Genomic DNA, 13587 nt, shown 5'->3' on the forward strand with positions numbered 1-13587 from the left:
ATATTCAAATATTTATGCTTATATTTGACTACTTTGAATTTAGAATAATAGTAACCTTATAAAAGAGGTGTCAGTCGAGGTGTCACTTAAATTAAATGCTTTGCGAAGTATTGATTTTATTGGTGGCTTTTGTAGCAGACAAATCCCTCTTTCTCCGCAGAATTAAAACCCTAACAATTGGATATCAATTAGTTAGGGTTTTTTTGTTTGTTATAAAATATAATTGGGTATATACTTTGTTGTTCTCGAAAATTGTAATGTTCACAAACCTAACTTGTAATGTTTATTTATAATCTAAAAAACTAAACTACATTGAAACAGTTTTTTAAATGTCATTACTGCATTAACTAAAAGTTGAAGTTAAATTAGGGTCGGAAGGCCTAACTAATAAGACACATACTCTGTAATTTCTAAGCCGTATCCGATCATTCCAACGCGTTTGGCTTGAGTAGAATTGGACACCAATCTTATTTTTGAAATATCAATATCATGTAAAATTTGAGCGCCAATTCCAAAATCCTTGACGTCCATTTTGATTTGTGGTGCTTTAATAATGCCTTTATTTTGTAGCTGCTTTAGTTCGTTTAGACGGTTAATTAGGTCTGATGAGTTTGTTTCTTGATTTATAAATAAAATAGCACCTTTACCTTCTTCATTGATTCTTTTGAACATATCATCAAGTTTTTTGTCAACATCATTTGTCAATGTATTGAGAATATCATTATTGGCTTGGGTGGAGTTAATACGTGTTAAAATAGGTTCTCCAACATTCCAAGTACCTTTAGTTAATGCTAAATGAACTTGTTTATTTGTAGTTTGCAAGTAAGCTCTAAGTCGAAATTTCCCAAATCGAGTTTCTATCTCGAAATCATCTTTCTTGATGATTAAACTGTCATGTTGCATTCTATATGCAACTAAAGCTTCGATGGAAACTAATTTTAATCCAAATTTTTTCGCAACAATCATTAATTCCGGTAGACGAGCCATAGTTCCATCTTCGTTCATGATTTCAACGATAACTCCAGCAGGTTTGAACCCAGCAAGTCGGGCAAAGTCAATTGCTGCTTCTGTATGACCAGTCCTGCGTAAAACACCGCCTTGCTTGGCTGTGAGAGGGAATATATGTCCAGGTCTGGCTAAATCGTATGGTTTTGTTTCTTCGTTTACTAAAGCAAGTATAGTTTTTGCCCTGTCAGCTGCTGATATTCCTGTTGTTACACCTTGTCCTTTTAAATCTATCGAAACCGTAAAAGCAGTTTCCATATGATCAGTATTATTTTTGACCATCGAGTGTAGCTCTAATTCTTGACAGCGTTTTTCGGTAAGTGGAGCACAAATTAATCCTCGACCGTGGGTTGCCATGAAATTAATCATTTCCGGTGTTACCATTTCAGCAGCAGCCAAAAAATCACCTTCATTTTCTCGATCTTCATCATCTACAACAATTATTATCTTGCCTTGACGAATATCTTCTATCGCTTCTTCTATAGTGTTGAGTTGTATATTATCTATTTCCATTAATGGGTATTTTTTGAGGCTAAGTTTATTTGGTGTATGAATAGTTTATTGTAAATGAAAAAAAGTGGATAAAACGGGAAACCAGCAGCTAAAATTATGAACAAATTTAGGTCAACTTTTTTATTAGCATTATCGCTAATTTTAATCAATTGTTGTTGCGATTTGAATAAAGTGAAATAGAAAATCCCAGCTATAACTAGTGTTGCAATTAAAAGGACTATATTATCAGTTATTCCATTTACAATTAGTCCAAATAAAATAAAATAACATAACATAGCAATTTTACTGAAATTATTATAATGTCCAGAAATGATTTCAATTGATTTTATTTCCTTTTCTGTTTCGGATTTTATATCAATTTTAGAGCCGATTGGATCAGCATTCACAAATGTTTTTATTTTCTCAGCATCAAGATTTTCAGCCAATCCAGCATTTGCGATTTGTGGTTGTAATGCGTCAGATGAATTTGTTGGAAATAAACGATTGAAAAAAGAGGTTATCCCATCGAAATTGATACTAAAGCCTTTATCATCAGTCGCTCTTTTAGTTAGTAGAATAGCGAATGGAGTTAGTATAAAAGAAGACATCCAACATCCTAAAAACGGTGTTAATTCATTTTGCCCAGCTACTTTTTTTCCGAAAGTATTTATAAAATGAAAGACGATAAAAATGAGAATGGCAAATACAATAGGTAATCCCAAGCCGCCTTTTCTAATGATAGCTCCAAGTGGTGCTCCGATAAAGAACATCAATAAACAGGCGTAAGCAATAACAAACTTGTCATACAATGCAATCCAATGTTGATTGATGTTTTTTTGTTTGTCTTTCATTTCATATTTAGATGTCTCTAAACTAAAATAAATAGCTTCAATATTACTACTTGCTACTTTAAGAATATTGATTTTTTCAGGATTATTATAATTTGATAAAATTGGTTTTTGACTGAAATTAGTTCCACTAGTGTTAAAAGATGATGTTTTATTACTAAAAGTTGCTCGTTGATTTATGTTTTCTGAATAGGATATTAATTCTTTTTTGTAATTTCTCTCTAAAGAGTCAAGTGTGAATTTTAATTCACCAGTAGTTAGCATTGTATTAGTATTAGTAATTTGCTCTTCATCTAAATTAGTTTTATTTAATTTCGATAAATCAATATTGATTACATACCTTTTGAATTCACTTTTAGCGAAAGGAACTTTATTTCTTTCCTCATATTTTTTAGGAATAATATCTTCATAATAGTTACCATCTTTGAGTACTAATTTTAAAACATTGGAGTCTTCATTGCTAATCAATTCCCCTGTTTTTGCTTTGATAACCGTATTGCTTCCTGCGCCTGAAACTGATTTTTTGTGTATGGTTACTTGTTTTAAAAATCTACCATTCTCACCTGATTTTTTTTCAACTTTAATATTGTAAAGTCCCACTTCGCTAAATTGTCCTTCGGCAATAGCCATTGCGGGTTTAACTTGAGCAATATTTCTTCTAAAATTAATGAATTTATATTCGGCATAAGGAATAACGTTATTGGCAAATATAAAGGCAACGATGCTTAAAACAATGATAAAGTAAGTTAAGCTACGCATAGCACGTTGAAGCGAAATTCCCGATGACTTCATGGCAGCAAATTCATAGTTCTCAGCGAAACTACCAAAGGTCATGATCGAAGCCAATAAAACGGATAAAGGAAGTACAAGCGGAATGATACTTGGCATTTTGAATAGTAAAAACTTGATAATCATAAATATATCAAGGTCTTTACCAGCTAATTCCGATATGAATAACCAAACAACTTGCAGTACAAAGATGAAAAATAGAATTACAAATACCGTTGTAAATGTAATGAGAAAGGATTTTAATAAGTACCTGTCAAGTATTTTCACCTTATGTGCTTAGTCTATTTTGTTGATGTAGTAATTTGGGTATTTACTCGCAACAAATGTAAACTGATTTTTTGATAAAGGTTGATTGGTTTTAAAAGAATTAACAGTGAGCGTTGTTTTAGTACCGTTTTTGCCAATCTCAATAACGTTGTAAATATTTTTTGTTTGAGAATCTATACCCAGTAATATTTCTTTACGTTGGTCTTTTGGGTTGTTTGGTACCAACTTTATATACTGAATTTTTCTTCCTTTTAAATCTTGCGGAATATCCCAGTAATATTTATAGCCGCTGTTAAAAAAAGTTAGCATTTTCGATGGAGTAATAGCATTCTCATCTTTATCATTTAAACTTGAAACAGTTATCTCTTCATCTTCAGGAACAATGGTGTAGCTTTTTTTACCATCGTATATTTTAGTAACGCCCATAAAGTTTAGAACATATTTATTGCCTTCCAAAAGCAAATTTCCCTTACTTTCTTTGTTGATATTTTCTTTACTGTTGTTAAGTGTATATTTAAAATCAATAGCAATATTATTATAAGATTTGATTTTAGAAGTTACCTGATCAAGTAATTCTTTAGCTTTTTTATCTTGTGCGTTACTTGTTAAAGAAAAGAGCAATAACAGAGTAATAGACAGAATGTTGAAAATTTTATGCATTGTTTTGTTCATTGTTAAAAAATTGTTCAAGCGAGGTCAAATCAGGAATGTTAACACTTCTTGCTTTGCTTCCTTCAAATGGGCCAACAATTCCGGCTGCTTCCAATTGATCAATCAATCTACCAGCACGGTTGTAACCCAATTTCAACTTCCTCTGCAATAATGATGCCGAACCCTGTTGTGCAGTTACTATTATTTCGGCGGCATCTCTAAACATACTGTCTCTTTCTGAAATATCAAATTCTAAATTAACACTACCGCCATCTTCTCCTACATATTCAGGAAGTAAATAAGCGCTTGCATACGCTTTTTGTGCGCCAATATAATCTACAATTTTTTCAACCTCGGGTGTATCAACAAAGGCACACTGAACACGAACTAAATCATTTCCATTTGAAAATAATAAATCACCTCGACCTATTAATTGGTCTGCACCACCAGTATCAAGGATTGTTCTTGAATCTATTTTTGAAGTAACTCTAAAAGCAATTCGAGCGGGAAAGTTTGCCTTAATCATACCTGTAATAACGTTTACTGATGGACGTTGAGTAGCAATTATCAGGTGAATTCCAATGGCACGAGCTAATTGGGCTAAGCGAGCAATAGGTGTTTCAACTTCTTTTCCAGCGGTCATAATCAAGTCGGCAAACTCGTCAACTACTAAAACTATGTAAGGTAAAAAACGGTGACCATTTTCAGGATTTAGTTTTCGGCTTTTAAACTTTTCGTTGTATTCTTTAATATTTCGCACCATTGCGTCTTTTAACAAGGAATAACGATTGTCCATTTCTAAACACAGCGAATTCAGCGTATTAATTACTTTGTTATTATCTGTTATGATGGCATCTTCTGTGTCAGGAAGTTTAGCTAAGTAATGGCGTTCAATTTTATTAAATAAAGTCAATTCTACTTTTTTAGGATCAACCAAAACAAATTTTACTTCTGCAGGATGCTTTTTATACAAAATTGAAGTTAATACTGCATTCAGCCCAACCGATTTTCCTTGTCCTGTTGCTCCAGCCATCAATAAGTGAGGCATTTTAGCCAAGTCAACTACAAAGGTTTCGTTTGAAATGGTTTTTCCCAACGCAATCGGTAATTCCATTTCCGCTTCTTGAAATTTAGCCGATGAGATAACGCTTTTCATTGGAACCATTGTTGGATTTTTGTTTGGAACTTCAATTCCAATAGTTCCTTTTCCAGGAATAGGAGCAATGATACGAATTCCCAATGCGGATAATGATAGCGCGATGTCATCTTCCAAGCTTTTAATTTTTGATATACGAATTCCAGCTTCAGGTACAATTTCGTATAGCGTTACTGATGGTCCAACAGTGGCTTTTATTTGAGCGATATCTATTTTATAATTTCGAAGGGTTTCAACAATTCTATTTTTGTTTTCTTCCAGTTCTTCTTGATTAATCGTTATCCCAACAGATGAATATTCTTTCAATAAATCAATAGTAGGGAATTTATAGTTGGACAATTCTAATGTTGGGTCAAACAAGCCAAAATCTTCCACAAGTTTGGCGGCCAAGTTTTCTTCCATAACATCTTCATCATTTGCAACTTCAATAACAAAGGCCTCATCATTAGTTTCAATTCGCTGTGGTTCTTGTTGTAAAACGGGCGTTTTGATGGTGGGTTCTAAATTAATTTCGGAAGCATTTTCAATCGTTGGCTTTAAGGCTTCTTTATTGATTTCAAACTGCGAAGTTTTAATTATTGGTTCTTCTATTTCTTCTTCTTCGTTGATAGCAAACTCCTCTAAATTATAGTCTGTTCCAGTCGAGGTGTTTTGCATTGAAGCTACTTCTCCGCTATTATTTTTACTTTTCTTTTCAAAAAAAGTTTTAACAGCATCAGGAGACATTTTAATTTTAAAAATAAGATAAATTATTAGTAAGAAAGCTAACAGTAGGATAGTACCTGTCTTTCCTATATAATCTTGAAAGAATAAGTTCATTTCATAGCCGATTGTTCCGCCTAATTCTGGAATCGTGGTGGCAAAAAAGCCAAAGAGTATTGAGATAATTGTGATGGCAAATAAATCCCAAAACCAAGTATTTTTGAGTTTTCGAATAGGTAAATCTAAAAGAAGAAACGCGCCACTTAGGAAAATCAGTTTTACAAAAAGAAAGGAAGCAACACCAAATCCGCGGTAAATAAAGAGGTCTGCAAGATAAGCACCAAATTTTCCCAACCAATTTTGTACTACTTCATCGCGATTTGTAATACTATCTACAGCACTCTGATCTGCTTGACCGTGAAGGAAAAAAGAAATGAAAGAAACTAAAAAAGCAATGGACAAAAGAACTAAAAGAAAACCAGCCAAAGCACGGTACTGTTTTTTAGTTTTTAGAATTTTTAAGTCTTCACTTGGATCTTTTTCCTTTGTATTTGTTTCTTTTTTAACTGTTTTTGCCATCGATAAGAAATAATGTTATAAAATGATTGAACTTTTACAAAAATTTAGGGACATAAATAAGTAAACCCACAGCAATCGCTGCAAATGCAGCAAACATAACGGCACCAGCAGCAATGTCTTTTATAAATCCTATTCGATTATGAAATTCGGGATGAACAAAATCGGCTATTTTTTCTATAGCAGTATTTAAACTTTCAATACCTAAAACTAATCCCGTAGCTAAAATTTGCATCATCCATTCAACTCTTGAAATTTCAAAAAGAAACCCAGCAATAACCATAATAAAAGCTAGGAAAGTTTGAACCATTACACTATGTTCAGTCGTAATAAGTTTAAATACTCCTTTAAATGCAAAGCCGATACTTTTGAAGCGACCCGAGAAAAAGGAGTTGTCTTTTTGAAATTCCATTTGTCGTTTAAAGCGAGTTTAAAGCCGCTTCATAATTAGGTTCGTCAGCTATTTCTGGAACTTGTTCAGCATATTTTACTGTACCATTTTCATCTAAAATGATAACCACTCTTGAGTGTAAACCAGCTAAAACACTTTCAACCATTGCTAAACCATAATCTTTACCAAAACTTCCGTCTCTAAAATCAGATAGATTTTCTACATTTTCTAATCCTTCTGCACCGCAAAAACGCTTTTGCGCAAATGGTAAATCTCTCGAAATACATAGCACTTTTGTGTTTTCCAGCGTACTTGCTTTTTCATTAAAAGTTCTTACTGAAGTAGCACAAGTTCCCGTATCAATACTTGGAAATATATTTAAAACCAATTTACTTCCAGCATAATCAGCTAACGGTGCTATTGATAAATCGGTTTTTACTAATTTAAAATCAGGTGCTTTTGAACCTACTTTTGGTAATTCACCATTGGTGTTTATTGGATTTCCTCCTAATGTTATTGATGCCATTTTATTTGATTTTTTTAGAATTCAAAAGTATGAAATAATTTCGGATTAGTTTTTTTAGATTTGAAATTAAAACAAGATTATTTAGTATAGTTTATTTATATATCGTAATATTGCAATATTATAATTATAAAAAAAATGGGAGCATCAAAATCAGGGTCATTTTCAGATAAGGACAACGAAATGGCTACATTGTTTAAAGCACTGTCGCATCCTGCCAGAATTGCTATCGTTGATTATTTATTAAAAGTTGATACTTGCATTTGTGGCGATATTGTGAACGAATTACCGCTTGCACAACCAACTATTTCTCAACATCTTGCAGCATTAAAAAATGCCAATATCATCAAAGGAACGATTGAAGGAACAGCTATTTGCTATTGCATAAATCCTGATACTATTGATAAAATTGAAAATCATTTTGGAGTTATACGTCATAAATTAAAGAACAAATGTTGCTAACTTTTTACTTTTTACTAATCACTAATTACCTATAAAATGAGACTTTCAGAAATAAAGATTCGATTAAAAAATCGTTCACAAATTGCTTTTCAGTTACCAAACGGCGAATTGGTTCCAAGTCATTTTCATGTCACAGAAGTTGGAAAAATCACAAAACATTTCATTGATTGTGGTGGCATTGTTCGCACTGAAGAAGTGGCTAATTTTCAACTTTGGGAAGCTCACGATTATGACCACAGATTGCATCCTGAGAAACTGCTTCACATTATTGAATTATCAGAAGTGAAGCTTCAAATTCCTGATTTAGAAATTGAAGTTGAATATCAAATGAAGGAAACCATTGGAAAATTTAGGTTGGATTTTGATGGAGCAAATTTTCAATTAAAATCTATGTTAACTGATTGTTTAGCGAAAGATAATTGTGGTATTCCTGATGAAAAAGTGAAAGTCAGAATAGGTGAGTGGAAACAAAAGGAAACTTCTTGTACGCCTAATTCGGGTTGTTGCTAAAAAATAGAAGTATGCATTAATAAATGCTTTGTGAACTTTGCGTAAAACCTTGTCCACTCTGCGGTTAAAAAATCTTTTATGCTAGAAAATTTATCAAAAACTATCAAAATTGTAGAAAAAATTTCTATTTCAAAAGAAAGAGTAGAAATATTGCAACCATTAGTTAATTACATTCAAAATAAAGTTGGCGCCGATGAAGAAATTCGGCTGAATTTTATTTGCACTCACAATTCAAGAAGAAGTCATTTGTCTCAGATTTGGGCACAAACCATGGCATTTCATTTTGGGATTAAAAATGTTTACTGCTATTCTGGTGGAACGGAAGCTACAGCTATGTTTTTAAAAGTTGCTGAAACATTAGTTAATCAAGGATTTCAGGTACAAAAATTAAGCGAAGAACAAAATCCTGTTTATGCGGTGAAGTTTGATTACAATCAACATCCAATTATCTGTTTTTCAAAAGCGTATTTTGATGATTTTAATCCGAAAAGTAACTTCGGTGCCACTATGACTTGCAATAATGCAGATGAAGGTTGTCCAATGGTTTTTGGTGCTGAAGCGCGATTTCCCATAAAATATGACGACCCAAAAGCATTCGACGGAACCGAACTTATGAACGAAAAATATGCCGAACGCAGTTTGCAAATTGCCTCGGAGATGTATTTTGTTTTTAGTCAATTAAAGCATAAATAGTATGAAAAAGCGATTAGGATTTCTCGACCGATTTTTAACACTTTGGATTTTTCTAGCCATGATAATTGGGGTAGGAATTGGCTATTTCATTCCCAATTCAGCCGATTTTATAAATTCCTTTTCATCAGGAACTACAAATATTCCGCTGGCAATTGGATTAATTTTAATGATGTATCCTCCGTTAACCAAAATTGATTTTTCGCAAGTGCCCAAAATGTTTGCAAAACCAAAGTTACTAGCAGCATCTTTTTTTATAACTTGGATTGTTGGCCCATTTCTAATGTTTTTATTAGCGACTTTTTTTCTTAAAGATTATCCAGAATATATGACAGGATTAATCATCATCGGAATTGCGCCTTGTATTGCTATGGTCATTGTTTGGAATGAATTAGCAGAAGGGAATCGTGAATTAACTGCCGGTTTAATTGGAATTAACAGTTTATTGCAAGTGTTTTTTTTTAGTTTATACGCCTACTTTTATCTCGAAATCATGTTGCCATTTTTCGGGATAAAAGGATTAGAACTAAATATTACCATAACAGAAATTGCACAAACCGTTGGTGTTTATCTTGGAATCCCTTTTGTTTTAGCCATTAGCAGTCGGTTTTTTATAAAAAAATATATAGGAGATAAATTTTTTAACCAAAAATTCACTCCTTTTATTTCACCAATTACATTAGTTGCGCTCTTGTTTACAATTATAATTATGTTTGGCCTAAAAGGTGAGATGATTGTTGATTTACCGCTTGATGTTTTGAGAATAGCTTTTCCATTAGTTATTTTCTTTGCGATTATGTTTTTTCTAATGTTTTTTGTGTCCAAGAAAATTGGTGCTAATTATCGCGATGCTACGGCTTTATCATTTACCGCTTCGGGCAATAATTTTGAATTGGCCATCGCTGTTTCCATTGGAGTTTTCGGCATCAATAGTGGTCAAGCATTTGCGGGAGTTATTGGACCTTTGGTAGAAGTTCCCGCATTGATAATTTTAGTAAATGTTGCATTTTGGTTGCGAAAGAAATACTACCACTAATAAAAAAAACCGTCTCAGGTTATGAAACGGCTTCTTCTTATATCAAATTAAAGTTTTTTACTAAACATGCAATGCTCTATTTTCAGTAGCGGCAAGTGCTGCTTCTTTTATGGCTTCAGCAAAAGTTGGATGCGCATGAGACATTCTTGAAATATCTTCGGCAGATGCTCTAAACTCCATCGCAGTTACGGCTTCAGCAATTAAATCGGCACAACGAGCACCAATCATGTGAACGCCCAGCACTTCATCCGTTTTAGCATCGGCTAGTATTTTTACAAAACCGTCTAAATCTCCACCAGCACGCGCTCTTCCTAATGCTTTAAAAGGAAAACTTCCTGCTTTATAGGAAACACCAGCTTCTTTCAATTGTTCTTCTGTTTTTCCAACAGCAGCCACTTCTGGCCAAGTATAAACCACCCCTGGGATTAAATTATAATCGATATGTGGTTTTTGACCTGCAATTATCTCAGCAACCATTACGCCTTCCTCTTCGGCTTTGTGTGCTAACATGGCACCACGAACTACATCACCAATAGCGTAAATGTTTGAAATATTGGTCTGTAAATGGTCGTTTACTTCAACCATTCCTCTATCTGTAATTTTAACTCCAGCTTTATCGGCATTTAATCCGTCAGTGTATGGACGACGACCAACTGATACTAAAGCGTAATCGCCTTCAAGACTGATTAGTTCTCCTTTGGCATTTTCGGCTTGAACTGCAATTGTTTTTCCTTTTCTTTCTACTGATTTCACTTTGTGTGAAACGTAGAATTTCATGCCTTGTTTTTTTAACACTTTGGTTAATTCTTTTGACAAACTCGAGTCCATTCCTGGAATAATTCTGTCCATGAATTCTACTACTGAAACTTGTGCACCTAAACGCAGATAAACTTGTCCTAATTCAATCCCAATAACACCACCGCCAATAATTACTAAATGTTTTGGAACTTCAGGCAATTTTAAGGCTTCGGTTGAGGTAATAATTCGTTCTTTATCTAATTTGATAAAAGGCAAAGTAGAGGGTTTTGAACCGGTTGCAATAATGATATTTTTACCTTCAATCGTTTCCGAAGTGCCATCGGCTTTTACAATAGCGACATGAGTGGCATCAACAAAAGAACCTAATCCTTCAAAAACGGTTACTTTATTTTTATCCATCAAAAATTTTACACCACCAGATGTTTGATCCACAACCGCTTGTTTTCGGGCAATCATTTTTTCTAAGTTGACTTTCACTTCATCTGATACCTCAATACCATGATCAGCGAAATGTTGCAATTCCTCGTAATGGTGTGAAGAGGCTAACAACGCTTTAGAAGGAATGCATCCTACGTTTAGACAAGTTCCACCCAAAGTGGAATATTTTTCAATAATTGCTGTTTTAAAACCTAGTTGTGCACAACGAATTGCAGCAACATAACCGCCTGGACCAGAACCTATAATTACAACGTCAAATGAACTCATAAATTAATTTTTGTGTGTTTTTGTTTTAGTATTGCAAAACTACAAATGTTTTTTGGTATTTTAATTTCTAAATAACTGTTTATTATTTTTTTAAGATTTGACGAATTTGGTCTCTTTTTTTTGATGTTATCTTTTAACAATTTTGATAAAATGATGTTTGAAAAATAGAAAATTTTAGTTCGCAGTCGCTGTCGTTCAGCAGTTGAATGGTGTTAACGAAAAAGCGCTGTAATCCTTGCTAGTCAAAGAAAACGTTTTCGTAGATTTATTTTTTTTATGATAAATATCAGTTTTTTCGCTAGTCAAAAGCACGAACTTTGGAGTGTAAGTTAAGTACTTATTTACGAGCAAAATAAAAACATAAAATCTATCTATTATGAAAAACATTAGAATTATCAAGGAATTACACGATTTAGGCATCACGGGTTACCATGAAGTAGTTTATAATCCATCTTATGAAGAATTGTATCAAGCTGAAGTTTCTCATAAAAGAAAAGGATTTGAAAAAGGTGCTTTGACTGACACTGGCGCTGTTGCTGTAAAAACAGGGATATTTACCGGTCGTTCACCTAAAGATAGATATATTGTAAAAGACGATATTACTAAAGATACTATTTACTGGGATGATAAAGTTAATTTTCCAACGACTAAGGAAGTTTGGGATGACTTAAAATTACTGGTTTTAGAACAACTTTCAACTTCTCCCAAACTTTATGTGGTTGATGCTTTTTGTGGTACCAATGCCGATACTAGACTAAAAGTGCGTTTTATAATGGAAGTGGCTTGGCAAGCCCATTTTGTAACCAATATGTTCATTAGACCTTCTATTTATGAATTAGAAACTTTCGGTGAACCCGATTTTGTAGTCATGAATGGTTCAAAATCTACCAATCCAAATTGGAAAGAACAAGGCTTAAATTCTGAGAACTTTGTATTGTTTAATCTAACCGAAAAAATCCAAATCATTGGCGGTACTTGGTATGGTGGTGAAATGAAAAAAGGAATGTTTGCCATGATGAATTATTACCTTCCACTTAAAGGAATGGCTTCTATGCACTGTTCTGCGAATGTGGGTGAAGCTGGCGATGTCGCTATATTCTTCGGTCTTTCTGGAACAGGAAAAACGACTTTATCTGCTGATCCAAAGAGATATTTAATAGGAGATGATGAACACGGATGGGATGATAAGGGAGTATTTAATTATGAAGGTGGATGTTATGCCAAAGTTATTGACTTAACAGAGAATAACGAACCCGATATATGGAGAGCGATCAAAAGAGATGCTTTATTAGAAAACGTAGTTGTAGATGAATATGGAGAAGTTAATTACTTTGACCATTCTATAACCGAAAATTCAAGAGTATCCTATCCAATTTATCACATTACAAAAATTGTATTGCCATCAAAAGCAGGACATGCAAGTAAAATCATTTATCTTTCTGCTGATGCCTTTGGGGTTTTACCGCCAGTATCAATCTTAGATGATGACCAAGCACAATACCATTTTTTATGTGGTTATACTTCAAAATTAGCCGGAACCGAAAGAGGAATTACGGAACCAGAACCATCTTTCTCTCCCGCATTTGGTGAAGCGTTCTTAACATTACACCCAACGATGTATTCTAAAACATTAATTGGAAAAATGAAAGAACACGGAGCAAAAGCTTACCTGGTAAATACGGGTTGGAACGGAACAGGCAAAAGAATTTCACTTAAAAATACAAGAGCCATCATTGATGCCATTATCAATAGTGAAATTGATAAAGCCGAAACAAAACATATTCCTTTCCTTAATTTGACAATTCCAATTGCGCTAACAGGAGTAAGTGAAGGTTTATTAGACCCAAGAGATACCTACAAAGACAAAGCAGAATGGGAACGTAAAGCCAAAGATTTGGCAGCACGTTATATCAAAAACTTCCAACAGTATACTGATACTGAAGAAGGAAAACGATTGGTTCCTGCTGGTCCACAAGTTTAATTAAATCTCTTTTGTAATTTCAATCGAAATAATGGTAACTTTCC

Annotated in this window: 11 protein-coding genes and 1 pseudogene; 5 read left to right on the forward strand and 7 right to left on the reverse strand. The window is 33.5% G+C overall.

Annotation, left to right across the window (positions count from 1 at the left end; genetic code table 11):
- Positions 1 to 384: 384 nt before the first annotated feature.
- From ribB to tpx, 6 genes and pseudogenes are all read right to left on the reverse strand, one after another.
- On the reverse strand, positions 385 to 1518 hold the full coding sequence (gene ribB / locus WFZ85_RS09860) for a 3,4-dihydroxy-2-butanone-4-phosphate synthase (protein WP_342696128.1): 1134 nt from the start codon (positions 1516 to 1518) through the stop codon (positions 385 to 387).
- Positions 1519 to 1991: 473 nt separating this feature from the next.
- Positions 1992 to 3401, reverse strand: a pseudogene (locus WFZ85_RS09865) (LptF/LptG family permease); the annotation flags it as partial.
- 9 nt (positions 3402 to 3410) lie between these two features.
- Positions 3411 to 4061, reverse strand: a complete 651-nt coding sequence (locus tag WFZ85_RS09870; protein WP_342696130.1) for an outer membrane lipoprotein periplasmic chaperone LolA1 — start codon at positions 4059 to 4061, stop codon at positions 3411 to 3413.
- Positions 4054 to 6489 carry a DNA translocase FtsK gene (locus WFZ85_RS09875; protein ID WP_342696131.1) on the reverse strand — a complete coding sequence of 812 codons (2436 nt, stop codon included), beginning with the start codon at positions 6487 to 6489 and terminating at the stop codon, positions 4054 to 4056. Before WFZ85_RS09875 ends, WFZ85_RS09870 begins: the two co-directional genes overlap by 8 nt.
- A 34-nt stretch (positions 6490 to 6523) precedes the next feature.
- The gene (locus tag WFZ85_RS09880; protein WP_342696132.1) at positions 6524 to 6898 is read right to left on the reverse strand and encodes a diacylglycerol kinase; all 375 of its coding nucleotides are present in this window, start codon (positions 6896 to 6898) and stop codon (positions 6524 to 6526) included.
- Between the two features lie 7 nt (positions 6899 to 6905).
- Positions 6906 to 7403, reverse strand: coding sequence for a thiol peroxidase (gene tpx / locus WFZ85_RS09885; protein WP_342696133.1), 498 nt, complete (start codon positions 7401 to 7403; stop codon positions 6906 to 6908).
- Positions 7404 to 7538: 135 nt separating this feature from the next.
- Here tpx and WFZ85_RS09890 point away from each other — a divergent pair, with 135 nt between their 5' ends.
- From WFZ85_RS09890 to arsB, 4 genes are all read left to right on the forward strand, one after another.
- A complete protein-coding gene (locus WFZ85_RS09890; protein WP_342696134.1) occupies positions 7539 to 7862 on the forward strand; it encodes an ArsR/SmtB family transcription factor in 324 nt (107 codons plus the stop codon).
- Between the two features lie 36 nt (positions 7863 to 7898).
- On the forward strand, positions 7899 to 8372 hold the full coding sequence (locus WFZ85_RS09895; RefSeq protein WP_342696135.1) for a DUF6428 family protein: 474 nt from the start codon (positions 7899 to 7901) through the stop codon (positions 8370 to 8372).
- Positions 8373 to 8450: 78 nt separating this feature from the next.
- Positions 8451 to 9065: an arsenate-mycothiol transferase ArsC gene (locus WFZ85_RS09900; RefSeq protein ID WP_342696136.1), complete on the forward strand. Its 615-nt coding sequence runs from the start codon at positions 8451 to 8453 to the stop codon at positions 9063 to 9065.
- Position 9066: 1 nt separating this feature from the next.
- Entirely contained in the window at positions 9067 to 10098 is a 1032-nt protein-coding gene (gene arsB, locus WFZ85_RS09905; RefSeq protein ID WP_342696137.1) for an ACR3 family arsenite efflux transporter, read from the forward strand.
- Positions 10099 to 10158: 60 nt separating this feature from the next.
- Here arsB and lpdA read toward each other — a convergent pair whose 3' ends face one another.
- Complete coding sequence (gene lpdA, locus WFZ85_RS09910; RefSeq protein WP_342696138.1) at positions 10159 to 11562, reverse strand: dihydrolipoyl dehydrogenase; 1404 nt, start codon at positions 11560 to 11562, stop codon at positions 10159 to 10161.
- Between the two features lie 376 nt (positions 11563 to 11938).
- On the opposite strand from lpdA, the gene pckA reads away from it, so the two are divergent.
- Positions 11939 to 13543 carry a phosphoenolpyruvate carboxykinase (ATP) gene (gene pckA, locus WFZ85_RS09915; protein ID WP_342696139.1) on the forward strand — a complete coding sequence of 535 codons (1605 nt, stop codon included), beginning with the start codon at positions 11939 to 11941 and terminating at the stop codon, positions 13541 to 13543.
- Positions 13544 to 13587: the final 44 nt, after the last annotated feature.

This window comes from Flavobacterium aureirubrum (genome assembly GCF_038739835.1).
GTDB lineage: Bacteria > Bacteroidota > Bacteroidia > Flavobacteriales > Flavobacteriaceae > Flavobacterium > Flavobacterium aureirubrum.

Excerpts from the sequence above, each read along its gene's own strand:
- arsB (WP_342696137.1), top strand. The coding sequence starts at position 9,067 with ATGAAAAAGCGATTAGGATTTCTCGACCGATTTTTAACACTTTGGATT.
- tpx (WP_342696133.1), bottom strand. The coding sequence starts at position 7,403 with ATGGCATCAATAACATTAGGAGGAAATCCAATAAACACCAATGGTGAA.
- WFZ85_RS09875 (WP_342696131.1), bottom strand. The coding sequence starts at position 6,489 with ATGGCAAAAACAGTTAAAAAAGAAACAAATACAAAGGAAAAAGATCCA.
- pckA (WP_342696139.1), top strand. The coding sequence starts at position 11,939 with ATGAAAAACATTAGAATTATCAAGGAATTACACGATTTAGGCATCACG.
- WFZ85_RS09895 (WP_342696135.1), top strand. The coding sequence starts at position 7,899 with ATGAGACTTTCAGAAATAAAGATTCGATTAAAAAATCGTTCACAAATT.
- WFZ85_RS09880 (WP_342696132.1), bottom strand. The coding sequence starts at position 6,898 with ATGGAATTTCAAAAAGACAACTCCTTTTTCTCGGGTCGCTTCAAAAGT.
- WFZ85_RS09900 (WP_342696136.1), top strand. The coding sequence starts at position 8,451 with ATGCTAGAAAATTTATCAAAAACTATCAAAATTGTAGAAAAAATTTCT.
- ribB (WP_342696128.1), bottom strand. The coding sequence starts at position 1,518 with ATGGAAATAGATAATATACAACTCAACACTATAGAAGAAGCGATAGAA.
- WFZ85_RS09870 (WP_342696130.1), bottom strand. The coding sequence starts at position 4,061 with ATGCATAAAATTTTCAACATTCTGTCTATTACTCTGTTATTGCTCTTT.
- lpdA (WP_342696138.1), bottom strand. The coding sequence starts at position 11,562 with ATGAGTTCATTTGACGTTGTAATTATAGGTTCTGGTCCAGGCGGTTAT.
- WFZ85_RS09890 (WP_342696134.1), top strand. The coding sequence starts at position 7,539 with ATGGGAGCATCAAAATCAGGGTCATTTTCAGATAAGGACAACGAAATG.